The following is an 18,019-nucleotide window of genomic DNA, read 5'->3' as shown; positions in this document are numbered from 1 at the left end:
GAACGATTCTATCCCTCCGTTACTGTATACATAACGTATTCATAAGCCTTGGGAGAGCGACCCGTGACAAAACCCTTCCCGATGAACGCCTGGTACGCCGCGGCCTGGGACGCTGACGTCAAGCCGGCGCTGTTGCCGCGGACGATCTGCGGCAAGCATGTCGTGATGTACCGCAAGGCCGATGGCTCGGTGGCCGCGCTGGAGGATGCCTGCTGGCACCGCCTGGTGCCGCTGTCCAAGGGCCGGCTGGAAGGCGACACTGTCGTCTGCGGCTATCACGGGCTGAAATACAATTCGCAGGGGCGCTGCACCTTCATGCCCTCGCAGGAGACCATCAATCCGTCGGCCTGCGTCCGCGCCTATCCCGCGGTCGAGCGTCATCGTTACGTCTGGCTCTGGATGGGCGACCCCGCGCTGGCCGATCCCGCGCTCGTCCCTGACATGCACTGGAATCACGATCCGGCCTGGGCCGGCGATGGCAAGACCATCCACGTCAATTGCGACTACCGCCTCGTGCTCGACAATCTCATGGACCTCACCCACGAGACATTCGTGCACGGCTCCTCGATCGGCAACGATGCGGTCGCCGAGGCGCCGTTCGACGTCACCCATGGCGAGAAGACGGTGACGGTGACGCGCTGGATGCGTGGCATCGAGGCGCCGCCGTTCTGGGCCAAGCAACTCGGCAAGCCCGGCCTCGTCGACCGTTGGCAGATCATCCGCTTCGAAGCCCCGTGCACGATCGCGATCGATGTCGGCGTGGCGCCGACAGGCACCGGCGCGCCGGAAGGCGACCGCTCGCAGGGCGTCAACGGTTTCGTGCTCAACACCATCACGCCGGAGACCGAGAAGACCTGCCACTATTTCTGGGCGTTCGTCCGCAACTATCAGATCGGCGAGCAGCGCATCACCACCGAGATCCGCGAGGGTGTCTCCGGGATCTTCCACGAGGACGAGCTGATCCTCGAGGCGCAGCAGCGCGCCATGGACGAGAACCCCGATCGGATCTTCTACAACCTCAACATCGACGCCGGTGCGATGTGGACGCGCAAGCTGATCGACAGGATGGTGGCGAAGGAAAGCGCGCCGCAGCAGCTCCAGGCCGCGGAGTAGGCCAGGTGAAACCAGCGCCCGAGCGAGAGGTCGACCGCTCCGTCTCGCAGACCGTGAAGGCGCAGCTCGCGCTGCGCGACCAGATCCTGTCGGGTCGCTTACGGCCCGGCGAGCGTATCTCCGAGCTCCAGGCGGTGGAGACGACCGGCGCCTCGCGCACGCCGGTGCGCATGGCGCTGGTGCGGCTGGAGGAGGAAGGCCTGCTGGAGGCGATTCCCTCCGGCGGCTTCATGGTGAAGGCGTTTTCCGAGCGCGACATCTCCGATTCCATCGAGCTGCGCGGCACGCTCGAAGGGCTCGCCGCGCGCTTCGCAGCCGAGCGCGGCGTTTCCGCGCGCGAGCTCGAGCCGCTCAAGGAATGTCTCGCTGCGATCGACGAGCTCTTGCGCCAGGTGCCGATCTCGGTCGATGCCTTCTCGTCCTACGTCACGCTGAACGCGCGCTTCCACGCACTGCTCACGGAATTGTCGCGCAGCCCGCCGCTGATCCGGCAGATCGACCGCGCCTCGGCGCTGCCGTTCGCCTCGCCAAGCGGTTTCGTGATGGCGCAATCGGCGCTGCCCGAGGCGCAGCAGATTCTGATCATCGGGCAGGAGCACCATCGCGTCGTGATCGACGCCATCGAGAACCGCGAAGGCGCCCGCGCCGAGGCCGTGATGCGCGAGCACGCGCGCCTCGCGGTGCGAAACTTGCGGCTCGCGTTGCGCAACCGCACCCATCTCGACCTCTTGCCGGCGCTCGCGCTGATCAAGACCGCAACCGACTAGGGCCGTCACCATGCGCTTCATCGAAACCTGGATTCCGGCAACGCTCGTCGCGACGCGCGATCTTGCGCCGGGCATCCGCGAATTCGTGATCCTGCCGGATCAGTTCGACGGCACGGCCTATCCGGTCGGCAGCCACATCAATGTCAGCGTGACCATCGACGGCCTGCCGGAGACGCGATCCTATTCGCTGGTCGGCGAGGCGTCCTCGCGCGGTTTCAGAATCGCGGTGCGCCGCGCCGAGGATTCCCGCGGCGGCTCGCGCTATATGTGGCAGCTCGCACCCGGCGCTCGGCTCGACATCACCCGGCCGGCTTCGCTGCTCGCGGTCGACTGGGCCCGCGAAAACTATTGCCTGATCGCCGGCGGCATCGGTATCACGCCGATCCTTGGCGCCGCACAGGCGCTGGCGCGTCGCGGCGCTGATGTCACGCTGCATTATGCCGTGCGCTCGCGCACCGATGCCGCCTATCTCGACGATCTCGCCAAAATGCTCGGTGAGCGCCTGGTCGTTCACGCGAGCGACGAGGGCCGGCGGCTCGACCTCGATGCGCTGTTCGGATCATTGCCGCAAGGTGCGCTGGCGCTGTTCTGCGGTCCGATGCGGATGCTGGATGCCGCGCGCCACGCCTGGATCGGCGCCGGCCATCCGCTTCTCGATCTCCGCTACGAGACCTTCGGCTCCAGCGGCACGCTGCCGACCGAGACGTTTCGCGTGCGCCTGAAGGGGACCGATGTCGAGCTCGAAATCCCACGCGAGCGCTCGATGCTTGATGTGCTCAATGCCAGCGGCCACGACGTGATGTACGATTGCAAGCGCGGCGAATGCGGCCTGTGCGCCATCGACGTGGTCGAGGTCGACGGAGAGATCGATCATCGCGACGTCTTCTTCAGCGATCACCAGAAGCAAAGCAACCAGAAGATCTGCGCCTGCGTCTCCCGCGCCCGCGGCACCATCACCGTGGACACGCTGCTGCGGGCGGATGCGGTCTGACCGGGGCTGGAGGGAAAGCGCGATCAGCCTGAAGGCGTGCGCATCCGCTCTCCTCTCGGGAGCAGATGGGTGCAGGTCGTCCTGGCGAGGCAGCTAAGGGCGGTGACGATGCGGGCTTCGCTTGCTGCGTCAATGGGCCGGTAAGAGCGCTTCGTGCGGTCCACCAATCATGATAGGCTTGCTCTCGTAGTAAAAGTGTTCAGCCGGTCTTGGACAGCAAGGGTGGAGGTTCTGCCATGAAATCCAATTCTGTCTCGCTGGCAGTCGATGAGTTCGCCACAGGGCGAGCTGACGCGCTGATTTTGATCGGCCGCATTCTCCTCGCGTGGGTATTCGTCGGAAGCGCGTACGGAGCAATATCCAACTTCAGCGGCTCTGTGGGTTACTTCAGGTCCCTGAACCTTCCAGCACCTGAGCTGTTCACGATGACGAACATCGTACTGGAGGTATTGATATCCGTTGGTTTGATATTGGGCGTCGGTACGCGCTACTGCGCAATTCTGACGTTTGTGTTCGTATTGGCGGCAACGGCTATTGCGCACCGTTACTGGGAGTATCCCGCGGGTGCGCAGCAGATCGGTCAATACAACCACTTCCTGAAGAATGTCTCGATCATGGGAGGCGCGATGTTGATCTTCGTCACCGGGGCGGGCCGGTTCAGTTTCGATCGGGCATCGTAGCCGAGATCACTTCAAGTCGGGCTTGAAAGCTTCCTCTATCGCGCGGCGGATGCTCTTTGAGAGCTGCTTCAGGGTCTTGCTCACGAGGGCGAAGAGAAGCATCAACCATGTCGCAAGCGCGGCACACCACAGCACGACTTCAAATATCTCAGGCATGATGATGCCCCTCAAAAATAATTACTTTGAAATGAGGCAAGTGTTGCTTAATGGGGCCGACACGGCAAGCCGTCTTGAGAGTGGTAGCGCGCCGAAACACTCGGAAACGTTCTCAAAACAGCGGACAGCCTTAGGTCAGGGATGCAGACCAACCCTATGACCGCGAAGACTGGCGCGGGACGCAGAACCTGCCCGGCAGCGATCATTTGCAAAGGGCGGCTTGAAGAAATTCTGCCTTGCGCGAGTCTGTTTCGCCGCTGGAAGCGGACCTCCTCACATTTGCGAGTATATGCCCTACGCTGCGTAGGTCGCCCGCAGCTTCTTCGTGTCCAGCAGCGCCAGCACGCCGTCGGCCGACACCGGCCGGCTGATCAGATAGCCCTGCGCTTCGTCGCAACCGAACTGGCGCAGAAACTCGAGCTGGTCGGCGGTCTCGACGCCTTCCGCAACCACGCCGATGCGCAGGTCGCGCGCTAGCGAGATCACAGACTTCACGATCGCAGCGCAGTCGGGCTGCACCAGCATGTCGCGGATGAAGGACTGGTCGATCTTGATACGGCTGAACGGCAGCTTGCGCAGATAGGTGAGGGAGGAGAAGCCGGTGCCGAAATCGTCCAGCGCCACCGTGATGCCGAGCTCGAGCAGCGCGTTCAGGATCGACGCCGCGGAGCCGTATTTCGACAGCAGCATCGATTCCGTGATCTCGATCTCGAGCCGGTGCGGGGCGACCTTCGCGTCCGCGAGCGCCTGCACGATGGTCTGGAGGATGCCGGTGCTGTGAAACTGCGCGGCGGAGAAGTTCACGGCGACCCGGATGTCCTCCGGCCAGTCCGAAAGCGTCGCGCAGGCACGCCGGATCACCCATTCGCCGATCTCGTGGATCAGCCCGGTCTCCTCGGCGATCGGAATGAATTCGCTCGGCGGCACCAGTCCGCGCCGGGGATGCTGCCAGCGCAGCAGCGCCTCGAAACCGGTGATGCGGTTCTCGCCGAGATCGAGGAACGGCTGGAACACCAGGAACAGCTCGTCCCTGGCGATGGCGCCTTCGAGGTCCGCTTGCAGCGCCTTGCGATCGCGTGACACCCTGTCATCGGCCTCCTCGAAGAAGCAGACCGTGCCGGGACCTGCTTTCTTGGCGCGATACAAAGCGGCGTCGGCATTCTTCATGATGTCGAGCTGCGTGGTGCCGTCGCGCGGCGCCAGCACGATGCCGACGCTGGTCGCGCCGGCGATCTGGCGGCCCTCGATCTGGAACGGTTCGTCGAAGGCCGCGACGAAGCGTTCGGCGATCTCGAGCGCATCCTCCGGCCGTGCCAGATTGGCCATCACCAGCGCGAACTCGTCGCCGCCAATTCGCGCGACGTGCTCGGCCGCGCGCGTGCAGCGTTGCAGCCGGCCTGCGACCTGGATCAGGAATTCGTCGCCGGCGGGGTGGCCGAACTTGTCGTTGACCTCCTTGAAGCGGTCGAGGTCGAGCAGGAGCACCGCGAATTCCTCGCCGGACATGGCCATCCGCCGCAGCGCGGCTTCGAGCGTTTCGTTGAAGGCGAAGCGGTTGGGCAACAGCGTGAGGGGATCCTGCCGGACCGTGCGCTCGGCCTCGATCTGCCGGATCACGCGCCGCGCGAACGCGAATGAATTGACGAACACCGCGCGCAGCAGCACGCTGCCGTAGACCACCACCAGGATGGCCATCAGCACATAGGCGGGATCGCCGTCGCGACCGAGGCAGATGGCGATACCGACGAAGATGGGGCTCGTGAAGGCGATGGCCGCAATCGGGATCGTGGCGAAGGCCAGCGCGCCGCCGGCCAGCATTCCCGAGCAAAGGCAGGTGATGACGAGCTGGCCGCCGGTCGCGGCATTCGCGAAGAAGGCGACCGGGACGATGCCCCAGGCGACGCCGAGCACGAAGGCGTTGCGCACCAGCCGATGCATCGCCCGGCGCGAAACGAATTGCGGTTTTGTGATCCGGCGCGAGGCGTGGGATTGCAGGCCGAACGCAATCGCGGCGCCGGCCACGATCGCGGCCCAGGCCAACGCAAACTTCCAGTCCGGCGAATGCCAGAGCGCGATGGCGAGCACGGCCGCGTTGCAGGCATTGGCAAGCATGATGCCGACGGAGTAGCCGAGCACCAGTGACATCTGATCGGCGCGGATATGTCCGGCGACGGCTTCGTCGGTTGCAGGACCGCCAAAGGCCGACAGATCGCCGGCGAACAGCCGCGCGAAATAGCTGGTCGTTTGAGTCCGCATTCCAGGGCCTAGCAGCATGGGCCGTTTGTCCGGCTCGATCTGGAGGATTCGCTGCAAACCTTTGACGAAATATGAATTATCCCCGCTGGCCACGATCGCCATGGCCACTTCTGCGTGTTCAAGCGAGGGTATCGATAACAAATCGATACAAATACGGCGCTCCGCGTTACGGCTGTAACAATGGGCCGATCGCAGAACGCGCTCGGCCTTCATGGTTCGAGACGCGCCGCAAGGCGGCGCTCCTCACCATGAGGGTCTAAGATGTTGCCGCGGAGCAGACCTCATCCTGAGGAGCCCGCTGAAGGCGGGCGTCTCGAAGGATGGCCGCGAGGAGGCTGCCAGCCCGCTCTGTTGCCAAAAGTGCCGAACGTCACCGCCCGAGCTGCTTCGGATCATAATAGAACCGTTCTTCGATCAGCTGATCGCCCCGCCAGGTCTGCCACGCGATCTCATCCAGCGTTCGGACGACGCCTTCGGCATTCGTGAAGCTGAAGCTCCAGCGGGTCGCGACGTGGTCGCCCTCGATCAGGCTCGGCCCGATGCGGACGGCCTTCACCTCCCTGGAGGCCGCGAGCACGCCGCGCTCCTTGGCGACGAGCTTGTCGCGGCCGACCGTCGGGGCGGCGTTGTTCTCATAGGTCGCGGCATCCGGCGTATAGAATTGTTCTATCGCTCCGATGAAGTCCCCATCCTCCAGCCGCTTGGCAAAAGCTTCAACGACATCGCGGTTCGGCATGGATCACCTCACGATTAAAACCGACTGATAGTCGGTAAATACCGACCGGCAGTCGAAAAGTCAACTGGCCGGGTGCGACGAATTGGACTAGACGGGAGCCATGGCAAAGCAGGCGGAGCGGCGGGCGGCGACATCGGAGGCGATCCTGACGGCGGCGCGCCGCCTGTTCGGGACGCAGGGCTTTGCTGCGACCACCATGGACGACATCGCGGAGGCCGCGGGCGTCGCCAAGGGCGCGGTCTATCATCACTTCAAGACCAAGGAGGCGGTGTTCGAAGCGGTGTTCGATTCTGTCTCGCGCGGTCTCGTCGCCGAGATCGACCGCACCGCGCGCGCCGAGAAGGACGTCCTCGCCGCGATGGTCGCCGGCACCCAGCATTACTTTGCGGCGACCGCCAAGGGGCCGACCGGCAAGATCATCCTGCGCGACGGCCCGGCCGTGCTCGGCTGGGAGCGCTGGCGCGAGATCGACGCGCAGCATTTTGGCGGTAAGATGCCGCGCGCGCTGTCGGTGGCGATGGAGGCCGGCCTCATCGCAAAGCAACCGGTCGAGCCGCTGGCGCGGCTGCTGCTTGGCGCGGTGACGGAAGCGGCGGTTGCCTGCGCCGGGCGCGCGGATATCGCAAGGGCAGGGGCGGAATATGCCCGTGCGTTCAAGTCACTGGTCGAGGCGCTGCGTCTACGCGCATGATTGTGCTAGTGACGAACCGGAAACGCCCACCAACAAGAAGAACAGTAGCGCATGAACGCAATTTCCTCCCTCGCGCCGTCCGATCCTGAGTTCGACTACATCATCGTCGGCGCCGGCTCTGCCGGCTGCGTGCTCGCCAATCGGCTGTCTGCGAACGGCAAGCACAGCGTGCTGCTGCTCGAGGCGGGACCTAAGGATTCCAACATCTGGATCCACGTGCCGCTCGGCTACGGAAAACTGTTCAAGGAGAAGACGGTCAACTGGATGTACCAGACCGAGCCGGAGCCCGAACTGAAGGGGCGCCAGGTGTTCCAGCCGCGCGGCAAGACGCTGGGCGGATCGAGCTCGATCAACGGCCTGCTTTACGTCCGCGGCCAGCACGAGGATTACGATCGCTGGCGCCAGCACGGCAATGCCGGCTGGGGCTATGACGACGTGCTGCCCTATTTCAAGAAAGCCGAGAACCAGGCGCGCGGCGCCGATCAATATCACGGCAGCGGCGGCCCGCTGCCGGTGTCCAACATGGTCGTGACCGATCCGCTGTCGAAGGCCTTCATGGATGCCGCGGTCGAGACCGGTCTGCCCTACAATCCCGATTTCAACGGCGCCACGCAGGAGGGCGTCGGCCTGTTCCAGACCACGACGCGCAACGGCCGCCGTGCCTCGACGGCGGTGGCCTATCTCGGACCCGCGAAGACGCGCAGCAATCTCAAGGTCGAGACCGAGGCGCTCGGCCAGCGCGTGCTGTTCGAGGGACGCCGCGCGGTCGGCGTCGAATATCGGCAAGGCACAACCGTGCGCCGGGCCCGCGCGCGCAAGGAGGTCGTGCTGTCGAGCGGCGCCTACAACTCGCCGCAGCTCCTTCAGCTCTCCGGCGTCGGCCCTGCCGATCTCTTGCGCAAGCACGGCATCGATGTCGTGCTGGACGCGCCGGGCGTCGGCCACGATCTCCAGGACCACATGCAGGTCCGCATCGTGATGCGCTGTTCGCAGAAGATCACGCTCAACGACACCGTCAATAATCCGTTCCGCCGCACGTTGGCCGGCGCGCGCTATGCGCTGTTCCGGAAGGGCTGGCTGACCATCGCGGCCGGCACCGCGGGCGCGTTCTTCAAGACCAGTCCGCGGCTTGCTTCGCCCGACATCCAGGTGCATTTCCTGCCGTTCTCGACCGACAAGATGGGGGAGAAGCTGCATGATTTTTCCGGGTTCACGGCGTCGGTGTGCCAGCTCCGGCCCGAAAGCCGCGGGACCTTGCGCATCAAAAGTGCGGACCCGACCGTGCCGCCGGAGATCCGCATCAACTATATGTCCACCGAGACCGATCGCACCACCAACGTCGAAGGTCTCAAGATCCTGCGCAAGATCCTGAATGCGCCGGCGCTGAAGCCGTTCGTGGTCAGCGAGTACGATCCCGGGGCGAAGGTATCCACGGATGGAGAGCTGCTCGATTATTGCCGCGAGCGCGGCAGCACCATCTACCATCCGACCTCGACCTGTCGTATGGGCAATGACGCGCTGGCGGTGGTGGACCAGCGGCTGAAGATGAGGGGGCTCGAAGGCCTTCGCATCGTCGACGGTTCGATCATGCCGGACCTCGTGTCGGGGAACACCAACGCGCCGATCATCATGATCGCCGAAAAGGCCTCCGACATGATATTGGAGGACGCGCGCTAAATTCGCGCGTTGAAAGGATTAGGACTTGGCTACGCGATTCAAGATCGGCACACGCAAGAGCGCGATGGCGCTGGCGCAGACGGAAGAGATTGCGCGCCGCCTGACCGCCGCCATGCCCGATCTCGATGTCGAGATCGTCAAGTTCGACACCACGGGCGATCTCGACCAGACCAGCAAGCTGCTGCCGCATGGCGGCAAGGGCGGCGCCTTCGTGGCGCAGATCCGCGCTGCCGTGCTCTCCGGCGAATTGCAGGCCGCGATGCATTCGCTGAAGGACATGCCCGGCAACGAGGACACGCCCGGCCTCGTCATCGGCGCTACGCTATCGCGCGATCCCCCGAGTGACGCACTGGTGCTGCGCGATGGGGTGACGCTGGAAGCGCTGCGCCAGTCCCGTGGCAAGGGTTTCAAGATCGGCACCAACGCCGTGCGTCGCGCCGCCTATGCGCGGCGGCTGTTTCCCGATGTCGAAGTGATCCACTTCCGCGGCGCCGCCGACACGCGCGTGCGCAAACTCGACAATGGCGAGAAGCAGAAGTTGCCGGATGGCGGTGCGGTTGGTCCCGCCGATGCGTTGATCATGGCGCGTTCCGGCCTCGACCGCGTCGGCCTCTCGCACCGTATCGCCTATGAATTCTCCGCGGCGGAGATGCTGCCCGCGGCAGGGCAGGGCATCGTCGCGGTGGAATGCGCCGCGCAGGACTGGCAGACGCGGCAGATCCTGGCATCGATCGACGATCCCTCTGCGCACGCTTCTGCCGATGCCGAGCGCGAGGTGCTGTGGGTGCTCAACGGCCATTGCAATTCGCCGGTGGCGGGTTTTTCGACCATCGCAGGCGATCAGATGTCGCTGACGGCGTCCGTGCTCGACCTCTCCGGCAACACCATCATCGAAGCCTCGCACACGGGCCCCGCCAACCGCCCGCGCGAGCTCGGCCGTGCGGTGGGACTGGATCTGCTGGCGAAGGGCGCCGCCGAGATCATCGAGCGCAGCCGGCCGCGCTAGCTGGCCTGTGAAATCGCGATCGGCGGGATGATGCCATCGTGCTCCTGTGTTGCCCGACGTGTCAAACGTTGGCGCAATCTAGTGCGATGACTGCGCATCTGATTTCAGTGCCCTCTAAGTCATTGATCGGGCGTGGTCTCTGTACTGTGCATGGGGTTGTTTTCGCGGTTTTTGTTTCCGCTCCCCTCCGGGACGCAACAAATTAGCCCCGCACGCGCTTCAGCATCTGCTCGACATGGGCGATCGGCGTTTCCGGCTGGATGCCGTGACCGAGATTGAAGATGAAGCGCCCTTGCGCAAAGTTTGCCAGCACGTTGTCCACCGCGCGGTCGAGCGCAGCGCCGCCTGTGATCAGCACCAGCGGATCGAGATTGCCCTGCACGGCGACCTTGCTCTGCACGCGCTCGCGGATGAAGGCGGGCTCGGCGGTCCAGTCGATGCTGACGGCATTCACGCCGGTCGCCTCGACATAGCCAGGCAATTGCGCGCCGGCCCCGCGCGGGAAGCCGATGATCTTGGCATCGGGCACCTTGGCGCGCACGCCCTCCACGATCCGCCGCGTCGGCTCGACCGACCAGCGCGCGAACTCGGCCGGCGGCAGCACGCCGGCCCAGGTGTCGAAGATCTGCAGCGCATCGGCACCGGCCGCGAGTTGCGCCAGCAGATATGCGATCGAGTTCTCCACGAGCACGTCGATGATTTTCGCAAACGCCTCCGGATGCCGGTAGGCCATCATCCGCGCCGGCGCCTGGTCGGGCGTGCCCTGGCCTGCGACCATGTAGGTCGCCACCGTCCACGGCGCCCCGCAGAAGCCGATCAGTGCGGTCTTGGGATCGAGCGCACCGCGCACGAGCCTGAGCGCTTCGAACACCGGCTTGAGCTTGCTGAAGTCGGCGTGCGCGGCGAGCGTCGCGACTTTTGCGGGATCATCCAGCGGCTCCAGCCGCGGACCCTCGCCAACCTCGAACCGCACGGAACGGCCGAGCGCATAGGGGATCACCAGGATGTCCGAGAAGATGATCGCCGCATCGAAGCCGAACCTGCGGATCGGCTGCAGCGTCACTTCGGCGGCAAGCTCCGGGTTGAAGCAAAGATCGAGGAAGCCGCCGGCCTTGGCCCGCACCTCGCGATATTCCGGCAGATAGCGCCCGGCCTGCCGCATCATCCACATGGGCGGGGTAGCCTGGCGCTGGCCGGAGAGCACGTCGATGAAGGGCTTTGTCGCAGACTGGGGCACGGACGGTCCTATCAAGATTGAGGTTCCTGATACACTGCCGGAAGCCAGAGCGGAACAGTGGAACCAGCGCAAATGCGCCGCGTTGACCTCCCAATCGAGGAGGACTCCATGGCTGAGACATTCAATCCCGCGCCGCACGACAAGCACGCCGATGATCTTGGCAAGGCGCTGGCCGCCGATCGCCATACCAAGCTTGAAGCCGGGCTGGAGGACAGTTTCCCTGCGTCCGATCCGGTCAGCGCTGCGCAGCCGACACCGTCGAAGGCCGATGCGGATGCCGACAGTCCCTCGCTCTGGGACAAGGTTAAGTCGATCTTCAGCTAAGGCCGACGTTCAGCGAGCGCCGGGGCGCTCGGTTTCCGATAGGGTCGCTAACGCATTGTTAGCGATCCAGCGACGCTCCAGTCCGTAGGAGTACGGGAAAACCCGCATAACGCTGCGAATGTCGGCAAGCGTTTCAGGGTTCAATAACAGAAGCGGTGGAAGTTCCGGCGATCGGAGATTTCTGCCGCATGACCGTCGCCTCACAAAGAGCCGGATGGAGCCGCCTGCCGTTGCGCGCGGCGGCGTTCGTCGTGCTCACTTGTGCGACCATCCTCGGCGTCAGCGGCTGGCGTGAATGGGCCGCGCGCGATGCCGTGCTCAAGGGCGCCGAGACCGAGATGGCGAATGTTGCGCGCTCGCTGACGCAGCATGCGGAGGACAGCCTCGACCTGCTGGATTCCGGCGTCGTCGGCGTCGTCAGTCGGCTGGAGATGGACGGCGCCGAACCCGCCACGATCGCCAAGCTCAGGAATTTGCTAGAGGCACGCAAGAAGGCGATCGCGCGCATTCACAGCCTCGCCATCATCGACGACCAGGGCAACTGGCTGACCTCGCCGGGCACGATCGGCTCGACGCTCAGCGACGACGCTTTCTTCCGTCATCACCAGCTGTCCTCGAAACGGGAGCCTCATGTCGGCCATCCGGTGCGGAGCCAGCTCGATGGCGAATGGGTCGTCACTCTGTCGCGCCGCTTCAACAAGCAGGACGGCAGCTTCGGCGGCGTCGTGCTTGCGACCATCAGCGCGAACTATCTCGCGCATTTCTACGAGCAGTTCGAGCTCGGCCGCAACAGCTCCGTGGCGCTCGTGCACGGCGACGGCATGATCATCGCGCGCAATCCAAGCAACGACAGGTTCGTCGGCCGCAGCGTCGCCGACACCCCGCTATTCCGCGACGCGAGCCTGCAGCAGCCGGGCGGCGCATACCATTTCAGGTCGCCGCTGGACGGCGCCGAGCGCGTCAGCTTCTTCAAGCGCTCCGGCCGTTATCCGCTCGTCCTGCTTGCCATGGTCGACAAGGCCGAGCTGCTGGCGCCCTGGCGCGCCGCGGCGATCTCTCGCATGCTCTACGTGCTTGCGCTGGTCGTGCTGATCGCGGTCATCGGCGCGGTGCTGGTGCGGCAGTTGCAGCGGGGCCAGCGCATGGCCGCGGCCCTGGTCGAGAAAGAGGCGCATTTCCGCCTGCTCGCGGAAGGCTCCAGCGACATGGTGACCCGCATCGGGCTCGACGAGCGGCTGCGCTATGTCTCGCCCTCGTCGGTTCGCGTCGTCGGCTGGCGGCCCAATCAGCTGATCGGAACGCCGGCGCTCGCCGGCATCCATGCGGATGATCGGCCGCAGGTCCAGGCGCTCGTCGATGCCATGAAGCGTGGTGAAAAGGACGAGGCGCGCGTCACCTATCGCAACGCGCACCGGCAAAACTCGGAAGTCTGGCTCGAATCGACCATGCGGGTGACGCGCAAGGAAAACGGCAGCGTCGACGGGGTGGTCGCGATCTCGCGCGACATCACCGAGCAGAAGAAGCTGGAGACCAGGCTCGAGACGCTCGCGATCGAGGACAGCCTCACCGGGCTCGCCAACCGCCGCCGCTTCGACGAACGGTTGAAGGAGGAATGGGCGCGCGCCTATCGCGACCGCTCCAGCCTCGCTTTGCTGATGATCGACGTCGATCACTTCAAGGCCTACAACGACGAATACGGCCACCCCGCAGGCGATGCCTGTCTGCGCGTGGTGGCGAAGGTCATCGCGGCCGAGATGCAGCGCGCCGGAGATCTGGCTGCGCGCTATGGCGGTGAGGAATTCGCCATGCTGCTGCCGAACACCGATGCCGCCGGCTGCGCGCGGATCGGCGAGCGGATCCGCCGGGCGATCCGCGAGGCGGGCCTCGTCCACAGCACCAATCACGCGTCGGGCTGCGTCACCGCTTCGCTCGGCGGCGCGGCCTGCCGGCCCGCGCTGGAACGCACCGCCGGCGTGGGCTCGCTCGTCGAGGCCGCCGATCAGGCGCTCTATGCGGCGAAGCAGGGTGGGCGCGACCGCCTGATGATGTCGGTCGAGGTGGCGAGCTTGCTGCCGAAGGCGTCAGGGCTGTAGCCCATCATCCTCAATAATGCGGCGGGGGCTCGTTGGCGGGGCCCGGCGCATTCGTCTCGGCTTCCTGAAGTCGCTCGCCGAGCTCTGCGATCTTCCGCGTCAGCGCGTCGATCTGCTTCCACTGCGCGGTGATCGTCTGGTTGAGCGTCTCGATCGTATCGTCCTGATAGGCGATGCGCGTCTCCAGCGTGTCGATGCGTTCGCCCAGCGTCTTGATGTCACTCGTCACGGTCGTGCCCCAATTCCTGTTCGCGTAGGCCCCGTTCGCGCAAGCCATGACTGAGTGCGACGCGCTCGTCGAATACAAAACATTCGCCGCGCCAGCGGCTCTGCGCCTCCGGCACATCTTCGAGATATTTGAGGATACCGCCCTTGAGGTGATAGACCTCGGCAAAGCCGCGCGCGAGCAGATGCGCGCTCGCCTTCTCGCAACGGATGCCGCCGGTGCAGAACATCGCGATCCTGCGGTGCTTTGTCGGATCGAGCTGCTCGGCGGCAAAATCCTTGAACTGGCCAAAGCTCTTGATCTCAGGGTCGACCGCACCCTCGAACGTGCCCATCGCGACCTCGAAGGCGTTGCGGGTGTCGAGCACCAGCGTGTCGGGTGCTGCGATCAGTGCGTTCCATTCGGCGGCCGCGACGTACGTGCCGACTTGCCGCGTCGGATCGGCGGCCTCGTCGCCGAGCGTGACGATCTCCTTCTTCAGCCGCACCTTGAGCCGGCCGAACGGCATCGCCGCGGCGGTCGAGAATTTCAGCTCGAGATTGTTCAGCCGGCCGCCGAACAGGGCGCCGTGCGCGAGCTCGTGGACGAAGGCGTCGATCGCCTCGGGCGCACCCGCAATCGTGCCGTTGATGCCTTCCTGGGCGAGCAGCACGCTGCCCTTGAGCGCGAGGCCTGCGCAGAACGCACGCAACGGCCCGCGCAGCGCGCGGTAATCGGGCAGGGCGGCGAATTGGTAAAAGGCGGCGACCTTGTGGATCATGGCGGCTCGTTTAGCAGGCGGCCGCCGCCCAGAAAACCCGCATGGTCCCGGACAGCAAAAGGTCTATACGCCCAGCGGATGGCAGCTATTTCGCTGGTATGCCAGCATTGCCCCGGCGGGCCGGAATGTGTCATGTAGGCCCGGTTTTTCCGAGACGGCGCGCCCTCCGCGCCGACGGCCCAAGAGAGCCCCCCAAGAGAGCCCCCCAAGAGAGCCCTGAGAGAGCAAAACTTCGATGAGAAACTTCCATTTCCCCGGCAGGTCCACGGTCCACGCCACCAACGCGATGGTCGCGACCTCGCATCCGCAGGCCTCCCTGGCCGCGATCGAGGTGCTGCGCGAGGGCGGCACGGCGGTGGACGCCGCGGTGGCGGGTTCGGCGCTGCTCGGCGTGATCGAGCCGCAATCGACCGGCATCGGCGGCGACTGCTTTGCGCTGATCCAGCCGCGCGGCGAGGGCAAGATCATCGCCTATAACGGCTCCGGCCGGGCCCCGAAGGCGGCGAACGCCGACTGGTATCTCGAGCGCAAGATCAATTCCGTGCCGCTGACCTCGGCGCATGCGGTCTCGATCCCCGGCGTGATCGACGCCTTCGCGACCGTGCTGCGCGATCACGGCAAGTTCGGCTTCGACCGCCTGCTGCAGCCCGCGATCAAGGCGGCGGAAGAGGGTTACGTCGTCGCCCCGCGCATCGCCTTCGACTGGAAGAACCAGTTCGAGAAGCTGAAGGGTGGCACCAACACGGTGCGTTACCTGTTGCCGGGTGGCAAGCCGCCGGTCGCCGGCGACATCATCCGCCAGGCCGAACTCGGCAAGACGCTGCGCGCGATCGCCAAGGACGGCCGCGACGCCTTCTACAAGGGCGCGATCGCGGAGGATATGGTCGAGACCCTCAGGGAGATCGGCGGCCTGCACACGCTCGACGATTTCGCCGCCCACACCACCGAGACGACGACGCCGATCGGTACCAACTACAAGGGTTACGACGTCTGGCAGTGCCCGCCGAACGGCCCGGGCGTCACCGCGCTCTTGATGCTCAACATCCTCTCGCGGTTCGACCTGACCAAGTACGCGCCGCTCAGCATCGAGCGCTTCCATCTCGAAGCCGAAGCCGCGCGCATCGCCTACATGAATCGCGAGATGCATGTCGCCGACCCTGAGCACATGAAGATCGACGTCGCCGAAATGCTCGCGAAGGGCTTTGCCGACGAGTACATCAGCAAGATCCGCATGGACGGCATGCTCGACCTGCCGAACGTCGCGCCGCCGATGAATCCCTCGACCATCTACATCACGGTCGTGGACAAGGACCGCAACGTCTGCTCGTTCATCAATTCGATCGCGCATTCCTTCGGCTCGGCGATCGTCTCGAACAAGACGGGCGTGCTGTTCCAGAACCGCGCCGGTGGGTTCCGCATCCAGCCCGGCCATCCCAATTGCATCGCCGGCGGCAAGCGCCCGCTTCACACGATCATGCCGAGCCTCCTCACCAAGGGCGGCCGCTCCGTGATGCCGTTCGCGGTGATGGGCGGACAGTACCAGCCGGTCGGCCAGACCCACGTCGTGACCAACATCCTCGACTATGGCTGCGACGTGCAGGAGGCGATCGACATGCCGCGCGGTCTGCACTACGAGGGCCAGTACCAGCTCGAGGACAGCGTGCCTGCCGATATCGTCGAAGGCCTGAAGAAGCTCGGCCACAAGACCACCAGCGTGGTCGGCCCGCTCGGCGGCGCCCAGGCGATCTGGATCGACTGGGACAAGGGCACGCTCACCGGCGGTTCCGATCCGCGCAAGGACGGCTGCGCACTGGGCTATTAAGGGCCCGAGGGCTGGAAACGATTGCTTCGTTGCGCTAGACACCTTCCGCCTCAAACGGAAGGTCTCTTATGCAGCGTTTCCAGCGCGCACTCCTCGCCATCATGTCGGCACTCGCGATCACCGTGATCGCCGGCGTGTCGACATTCGTTTCCACCACGGCCTCGGCCCAGACCGCAGGAAAACCCATGACCACAGCTTCAGGCTTGCAGACCATTGATAGCGTTGTCGGCACCGGCGCCTCGCCGAAGCCCGGCCAGATCTGCGTGATGCACTACACCGGCTGGCTCTACGAGAACGGCCAGAAGGGCAAGAAATTCGACTCGTCGGTCGACCGCAACGAGCCGTTCGAGTTTCCGATCGGCAAGGGCCGCGTCATCGCCGGCTGGGACGAGGGCGTTGCCACGATGAAGGTCGGCGGCAAGCGCACGCTGATCATCCCGCCGCAGCTCGGCTATGGCGCGCGCGGCGCCGGCGGCGTGATCCCGCCGAACGCGACATTGATGTTCGACGTGGAATTGCTCGCGGTGAAGTGAACCGCACGTCCCCACGGAAACAAAAAGACCGGCCTCGCGGCCGGTCTTTTCGCTTTCAGACTGACGCGCGTCACTCCGCCGCGCGCTTTGCCGCAGCCGCTGCGCGATCGATTGCTTCCTTCGCGGCGTCCTTGGCGTCGCCCATGGCCTGCTGGCCCTTGCCCTTCACTTCCTGGACCACGCCTTCGCCCTTCAGGCGATCGGAACCTGTGGCTTCACCGATGCCCTGCTTGGCCTTGCCGATGGCCTCGTTAGCGGTGCCCTTGATCTTGTCGCTCGTGCTACCCATGAAACTCTCCTTCCAGTTGGCTCGCGAAAACAACGCCTGCCGACTACGAGAGTTCCGATTTTGGGTATGGCTTGATAGGCCCGCTTTGGTTAGCTTGCCGCGCACGGAACCAACAGAAAGCAAGTCCCATGACCGGCCATGATCACACGCATTCCCACCATGACCACGATCATGACGATCGCTGGAAACATGACGGCGTGCGCGTCATTCCCGGCAATCAGCTCGATACCAACGTGCCGTCGACGGCGGGCATGGACCGTGCGGCCGCGATCAATTTCGCGCGCGTCGGCGCGCAGAAATTGTGGGCGGGCACGGTCAGCATCAAGCCGGACGCCAAGACCGGTGCGCATCACCACGGCCATCTCGAAAGCGTCATCTACGTGGTGAAGGGCAAGGCGCGGATGCGCTGGGGCGAGAGCCTGCAATTCACGGCGGAGGCCGGCCCCGGCGATTTCATCTTCGTCCCGCCTTACGTGCCGCATCAGGAGATCAACGCCAGCCGGGACGAGGTGCTGGAATGCGTGCTGGTGCGCAGCGACGGCGAGGCGGTCGCGATCAACCTCGACATCGAGCCGGTCGAGAAGCCCGAGACCGTGCTGTGGATCGACCCCGTGCACCGGGATCCCAACGAGAAGAAGTAAGGGCCTGAAAGCCCGCTGGTT

19 protein-coding genes are annotated in these 18,019 nt (G+C 64.9%); 12 read left to right on the top strand and 7 right to left on the bottom strand.

The window, feature by feature from the left end; genetic code table 11:
* Nucleotides 1-63: 63 nt before the first annotated feature.
* The 4 genes from ABIA90_RS37130 (at nucleotide 64) to ABIA90_RS37115 (ending at nucleotide 3,551) form a co-directional block, all read left to right on the top strand.
* Nucleotides 64-1,113, top strand: a complete 1,050-nt coding sequence (locus ABIA90_RS37130) for an aromatic ring-hydroxylating dioxygenase subunit alpha (RefSeq protein WP_354121064.1) — start codon at nucleotides 64-66, stop codon at nucleotides 1,111-1,113.
* Between the two features lie 5 nt (nucleotides 1,114-1,118).
* Entirely contained in the window at nucleotides 1,119-1,880 is a 762-nt protein-coding gene (locus tag ABIA90_RS37125) for a GntR family transcriptional regulator (protein ID WP_354121063.1), read from the top strand.
* A 10-nt stretch (nucleotides 1,881-1,890) separates the two neighbouring features.
* A complete protein-coding gene (locus ABIA90_RS37120; protein WP_354121062.1) occupies nucleotides 1,891-2,871 on the top strand; it encodes a PDR/VanB family oxidoreductase in 981 nt (326 codons plus the stop codon).
* 236 nt (nucleotides 2,872-3,107) lie between these two features.
* Nucleotides 3,108-3,551 (top strand): DoxX family protein, encoded by a 444-nt coding sequence (locus ABIA90_RS37115; protein ID WP_354121061.1) that lies wholly within the window; start codon nucleotides 3,108-3,110, stop codon nucleotides 3,549-3,551.
* Nucleotides 3,552-3,557: 6 nt separating this feature from the next.
* Here ABIA90_RS37115 and ABIA90_RS37110 read toward each other — a convergent pair whose 3' ends face one another.
* The 3 genes from ABIA90_RS37110 to ABIA90_RS37100 form a co-directional block, all read right to left on the bottom strand.
* Nucleotides 3,558-3,707: a hypothetical protein gene (locus tag ABIA90_RS37110; protein ID WP_166084486.1), complete on the bottom strand. Its 150-nt coding sequence runs from the start codon at nucleotides 3,705-3,707 to the stop codon at nucleotides 3,558-3,560.
* A 294-nt stretch (nucleotides 3,708-4,001) separates the two neighbouring features.
* Nucleotides 4,002-5,963 carry a putative bifunctional diguanylate cyclase/phosphodiesterase gene (locus ABIA90_RS37105; RefSeq protein ID WP_354121060.1) on the bottom strand — a complete coding sequence of 654 codons (1,962 nt, stop codon included), beginning with the start codon at nucleotides 5,961-5,963 and terminating at the stop codon, nucleotides 4,002-4,004.
* 370 nt (nucleotides 5,964-6,333) lie between these two features.
* Nucleotides 6,334-6,699: a nuclear transport factor 2 family protein gene (locus ABIA90_RS37100; RefSeq protein ID WP_354121059.1), complete on the bottom strand. Its 366-nt coding sequence runs from the start codon at nucleotides 6,697-6,699 to the stop codon at nucleotides 6,334-6,336.
* A 100-nt stretch (nucleotides 6,700-6,799) separates the two neighbouring features.
* On the opposite strand from ABIA90_RS37100, the gene ABIA90_RS37095 reads away from it, so the two are divergent.
* The 3 genes from ABIA90_RS37095 to hemC are packed head-to-tail and all read left to right on the top strand — an operon-like array spanning nucleotide 6,800 to nucleotide 10,073.
* Complete coding sequence (locus tag ABIA90_RS37095) at nucleotides 6,800-7,390, top strand: TetR/AcrR family transcriptional regulator (RefSeq protein WP_354121058.1); 591 nt, start codon at nucleotides 6,800-6,802, stop codon at nucleotides 7,388-7,390.
* Between the two features lie 51 nt (nucleotides 7,391-7,441).
* Nucleotides 7,442-9,067: a GMC family oxidoreductase gene (locus ABIA90_RS37090; RefSeq protein WP_354121057.1), complete on the top strand. Its 1,626-nt coding sequence runs from the start codon at nucleotides 7,442-7,444 to the stop codon at nucleotides 9,065-9,067.
* Nucleotides 9,068-9,092: 25 nt separating this feature from the next.
* Nucleotides 9,093-10,073, top strand: coding sequence for a hydroxymethylbilane synthase (hemC, locus tag ABIA90_RS37085; RefSeq protein ID WP_354121056.1), 981 nt, complete (start codon nucleotides 9,093-9,095; stop codon nucleotides 10,071-10,073).
* A gap of 202 nt (nucleotides 10,074-10,275) precedes the next feature.
* On the opposite strand, the gene hemE is transcribed toward hemC, so the two are convergent.
* Nucleotides 10,276-11,310, bottom strand: coding sequence for a uroporphyrinogen decarboxylase (gene hemE / locus ABIA90_RS37080; protein ID WP_354121055.1), 1,035 nt, complete (start codon nucleotides 11,308-11,310; stop codon nucleotides 10,276-10,278).
* 108 nt (nucleotides 11,311-11,418) lie between these two features.
* On the opposite strand from hemE, the gene ABIA90_RS37075 reads away from it, so the two are divergent.
* Both ABIA90_RS37075 and ABIA90_RS37070 read left to right on the top strand, forming a co-directional pair.
* Nucleotides 11,419-11,634 carry a hypothetical protein gene (locus ABIA90_RS37075; RefSeq protein WP_014497480.1) on the top strand — a complete coding sequence of 72 codons (216 nt, stop codon included), beginning with the start codon at nucleotides 11,419-11,421 and terminating at the stop codon, nucleotides 11,632-11,634.
* A gap of 188 nt (nucleotides 11,635-11,822) precedes the next feature.
* Nucleotides 11,823-13,727 carry a diguanylate cyclase domain-containing protein gene (locus tag ABIA90_RS37070; RefSeq protein WP_085399129.1) on the top strand — a complete coding sequence of 635 codons (1,905 nt, stop codon included), beginning with the start codon at nucleotides 11,823-11,825 and terminating at the stop codon, nucleotides 13,725-13,727.
* Between the two features lie 10 nt (nucleotides 13,728-13,737).
* Here ABIA90_RS37070 and ABIA90_RS37065 read toward each other — a convergent pair whose 3' ends face one another.
* Nucleotides 13,738-13,956 (bottom strand): SlyX family protein, encoded by a 219-nt coding sequence (locus ABIA90_RS37065; RefSeq protein ID WP_063985210.1) that lies wholly within the window; start codon nucleotides 13,954-13,956, stop codon nucleotides 13,738-13,740.
* On the bottom strand, nucleotides 13,946-14,713 hold the full coding sequence (gene trhO / locus ABIA90_RS37060; protein WP_354121054.1) for an oxygen-dependent tRNA uridine(34) hydroxylase TrhO: 768 nt from the start codon (nucleotides 14,711-14,713) through the stop codon (nucleotides 13,946-13,948). The genes ABIA90_RS37065 and trhO overlap by 11 nt, the downstream gene beginning before the upstream one ends.
* Nucleotides 14,714-14,948: 235 nt before the next feature.
* Between trhO and ggt the strand changes: the two genes are divergently transcribed.
* Nucleotides 14,949-16,535: a gamma-glutamyltransferase gene (ggt, locus tag ABIA90_RS37055; RefSeq protein WP_063985209.1), complete on the top strand. Its 1,587-nt coding sequence runs from the start codon at nucleotides 14,949-14,951 to the stop codon at nucleotides 16,533-16,535.
* Nucleotides 16,536-16,603: 68 nt separating this feature from the next.
* Nucleotides 16,604-17,068, top strand: coding sequence for an FKBP-type peptidyl-prolyl cis-trans isomerase (locus tag ABIA90_RS37050; protein WP_166084644.1), 465 nt, complete (start codon nucleotides 16,604-16,606; stop codon nucleotides 17,066-17,068).
* Between the two features lie 70 nt (nucleotides 17,069-17,138).
* On the opposite strand, the gene ABIA90_RS37045 is transcribed toward ABIA90_RS37050, so the two are convergent.
* On the bottom strand, nucleotides 17,139-17,357 hold the full coding sequence (locus ABIA90_RS37045) for a CsbD family protein (protein WP_028148583.1): 219 nt from the start codon (nucleotides 17,355-17,357) through the stop codon (nucleotides 17,139-17,141).
* A gap of 128 nt (nucleotides 17,358-17,485) precedes the next feature.
* Between ABIA90_RS37045 and ABIA90_RS37040 the strand changes: the two genes are divergently transcribed.
* Nucleotides 17,486-17,998, top strand: coding sequence for a cupin domain-containing protein (locus ABIA90_RS37040; RefSeq protein ID WP_028148584.1), 513 nt, complete (start codon nucleotides 17,486-17,488; stop codon nucleotides 17,996-17,998).
* The last annotated feature ends 21 nt before the right edge of the window (nucleotides 17,999-18,019 follow it).

Origin of the sequence: Bradyrhizobium sp. LA6.8 (genome assembly GCF_040547935.1) — a bacterium.
Classification (GTDB): Bacteria; Pseudomonadota; Alphaproteobacteria; order Rhizobiales; family Xanthobacteraceae; genus Bradyrhizobium; species Bradyrhizobium barranii.
Note: the sequence above shows the minus strand (reverse complement) of the source record. Positions and strands in the feature narration are given on the sequence as shown.

What these genes read in the sequence shown, in the direction of transcription:
- ABIA90_RS37095 (WP_354121058.1), top strand. Translation starts at nt 6,800, where the DNA reads ATGGCAAAGCAGGCGGAGCGGCGGGCGGCGACATCGGAGGCGATCCTG.
- ABIA90_RS37115 (WP_354121061.1), top strand. Translation starts at nt 3,108, where the DNA reads ATGAAATCCAATTCTGTCTCGCTGGCAGTCGATGAGTTCGCCACAGGG.
- ABIA90_RS37070 (WP_085399129.1), top strand. Translation starts at nt 11,823, where the DNA reads ATGACCGTCGCCTCACAAAGAGCCGGATGGAGCCGCCTGCCGTTGCGC.
- ABIA90_RS37040 (WP_028148584.1), top strand. Translation starts at nt 17,486, where the DNA reads ATGACCGGCCATGATCACACGCATTCCCACCATGACCACGATCATGAC.
- ABIA90_RS37105 (WP_354121060.1), bottom strand. Translation starts at nt 5,963, where the DNA reads ATGCGGACTCAAACGACCAGCTATTTCGCGCGGCTGTTCGCCGGCGAT.
- ABIA90_RS37050 (WP_166084644.1), top strand. Translation starts at nt 16,604, where the DNA reads ATGCAGCGTTTCCAGCGCGCACTCCTCGCCATCATGTCGGCACTCGCG.
- ggt (WP_063985209.1), top strand. Translation starts at nt 14,949, where the DNA reads ATGAGAAACTTCCATTTCCCCGGCAGGTCCACGGTCCACGCCACCAAC.
- ABIA90_RS37045 (WP_028148583.1), bottom strand. Translation starts at nt 17,357, where the DNA reads ATGGGTAGCACGAGCGACAAGATCAAGGGCACCGCTAACGAGGCCATC.
- ABIA90_RS37090 (WP_354121057.1), top strand. Translation starts at nt 7,442, where the DNA reads ATGAACGCAATTTCCTCCCTCGCGCCGTCCGATCCTGAGTTCGACTAC.
- ABIA90_RS37100 (WP_354121059.1), bottom strand. Translation starts at nt 6,699, where the DNA reads ATGCCGAACCGCGATGTCGTTGAAGCTTTTGCCAAGCGGCTGGAGGAT.
- ABIA90_RS37110 (WP_166084486.1), bottom strand. Translation starts at nt 3,707, where the DNA reads ATGCCTGAGATATTTGAAGTCGTGCTGTGGTGTGCCGCGCTTGCGACA.
- ABIA90_RS37075 (WP_014497480.1), top strand. Translation starts at nt 11,419, where the DNA reads ATGGCTGAGACATTCAATCCCGCGCCGCACGACAAGCACGCCGATGAT.
- trhO (WP_354121054.1), bottom strand. Translation starts at nt 14,713, where the DNA reads ATGATCCACAAGGTCGCCGCCTTTTACCAATTCGCCGCCCTGCCCGAT.
- ABIA90_RS37120 (WP_354121062.1), top strand. Translation starts at nt 1,891, where the DNA reads ATGCGCTTCATCGAAACCTGGATTCCGGCAACGCTCGTCGCGACGCGC.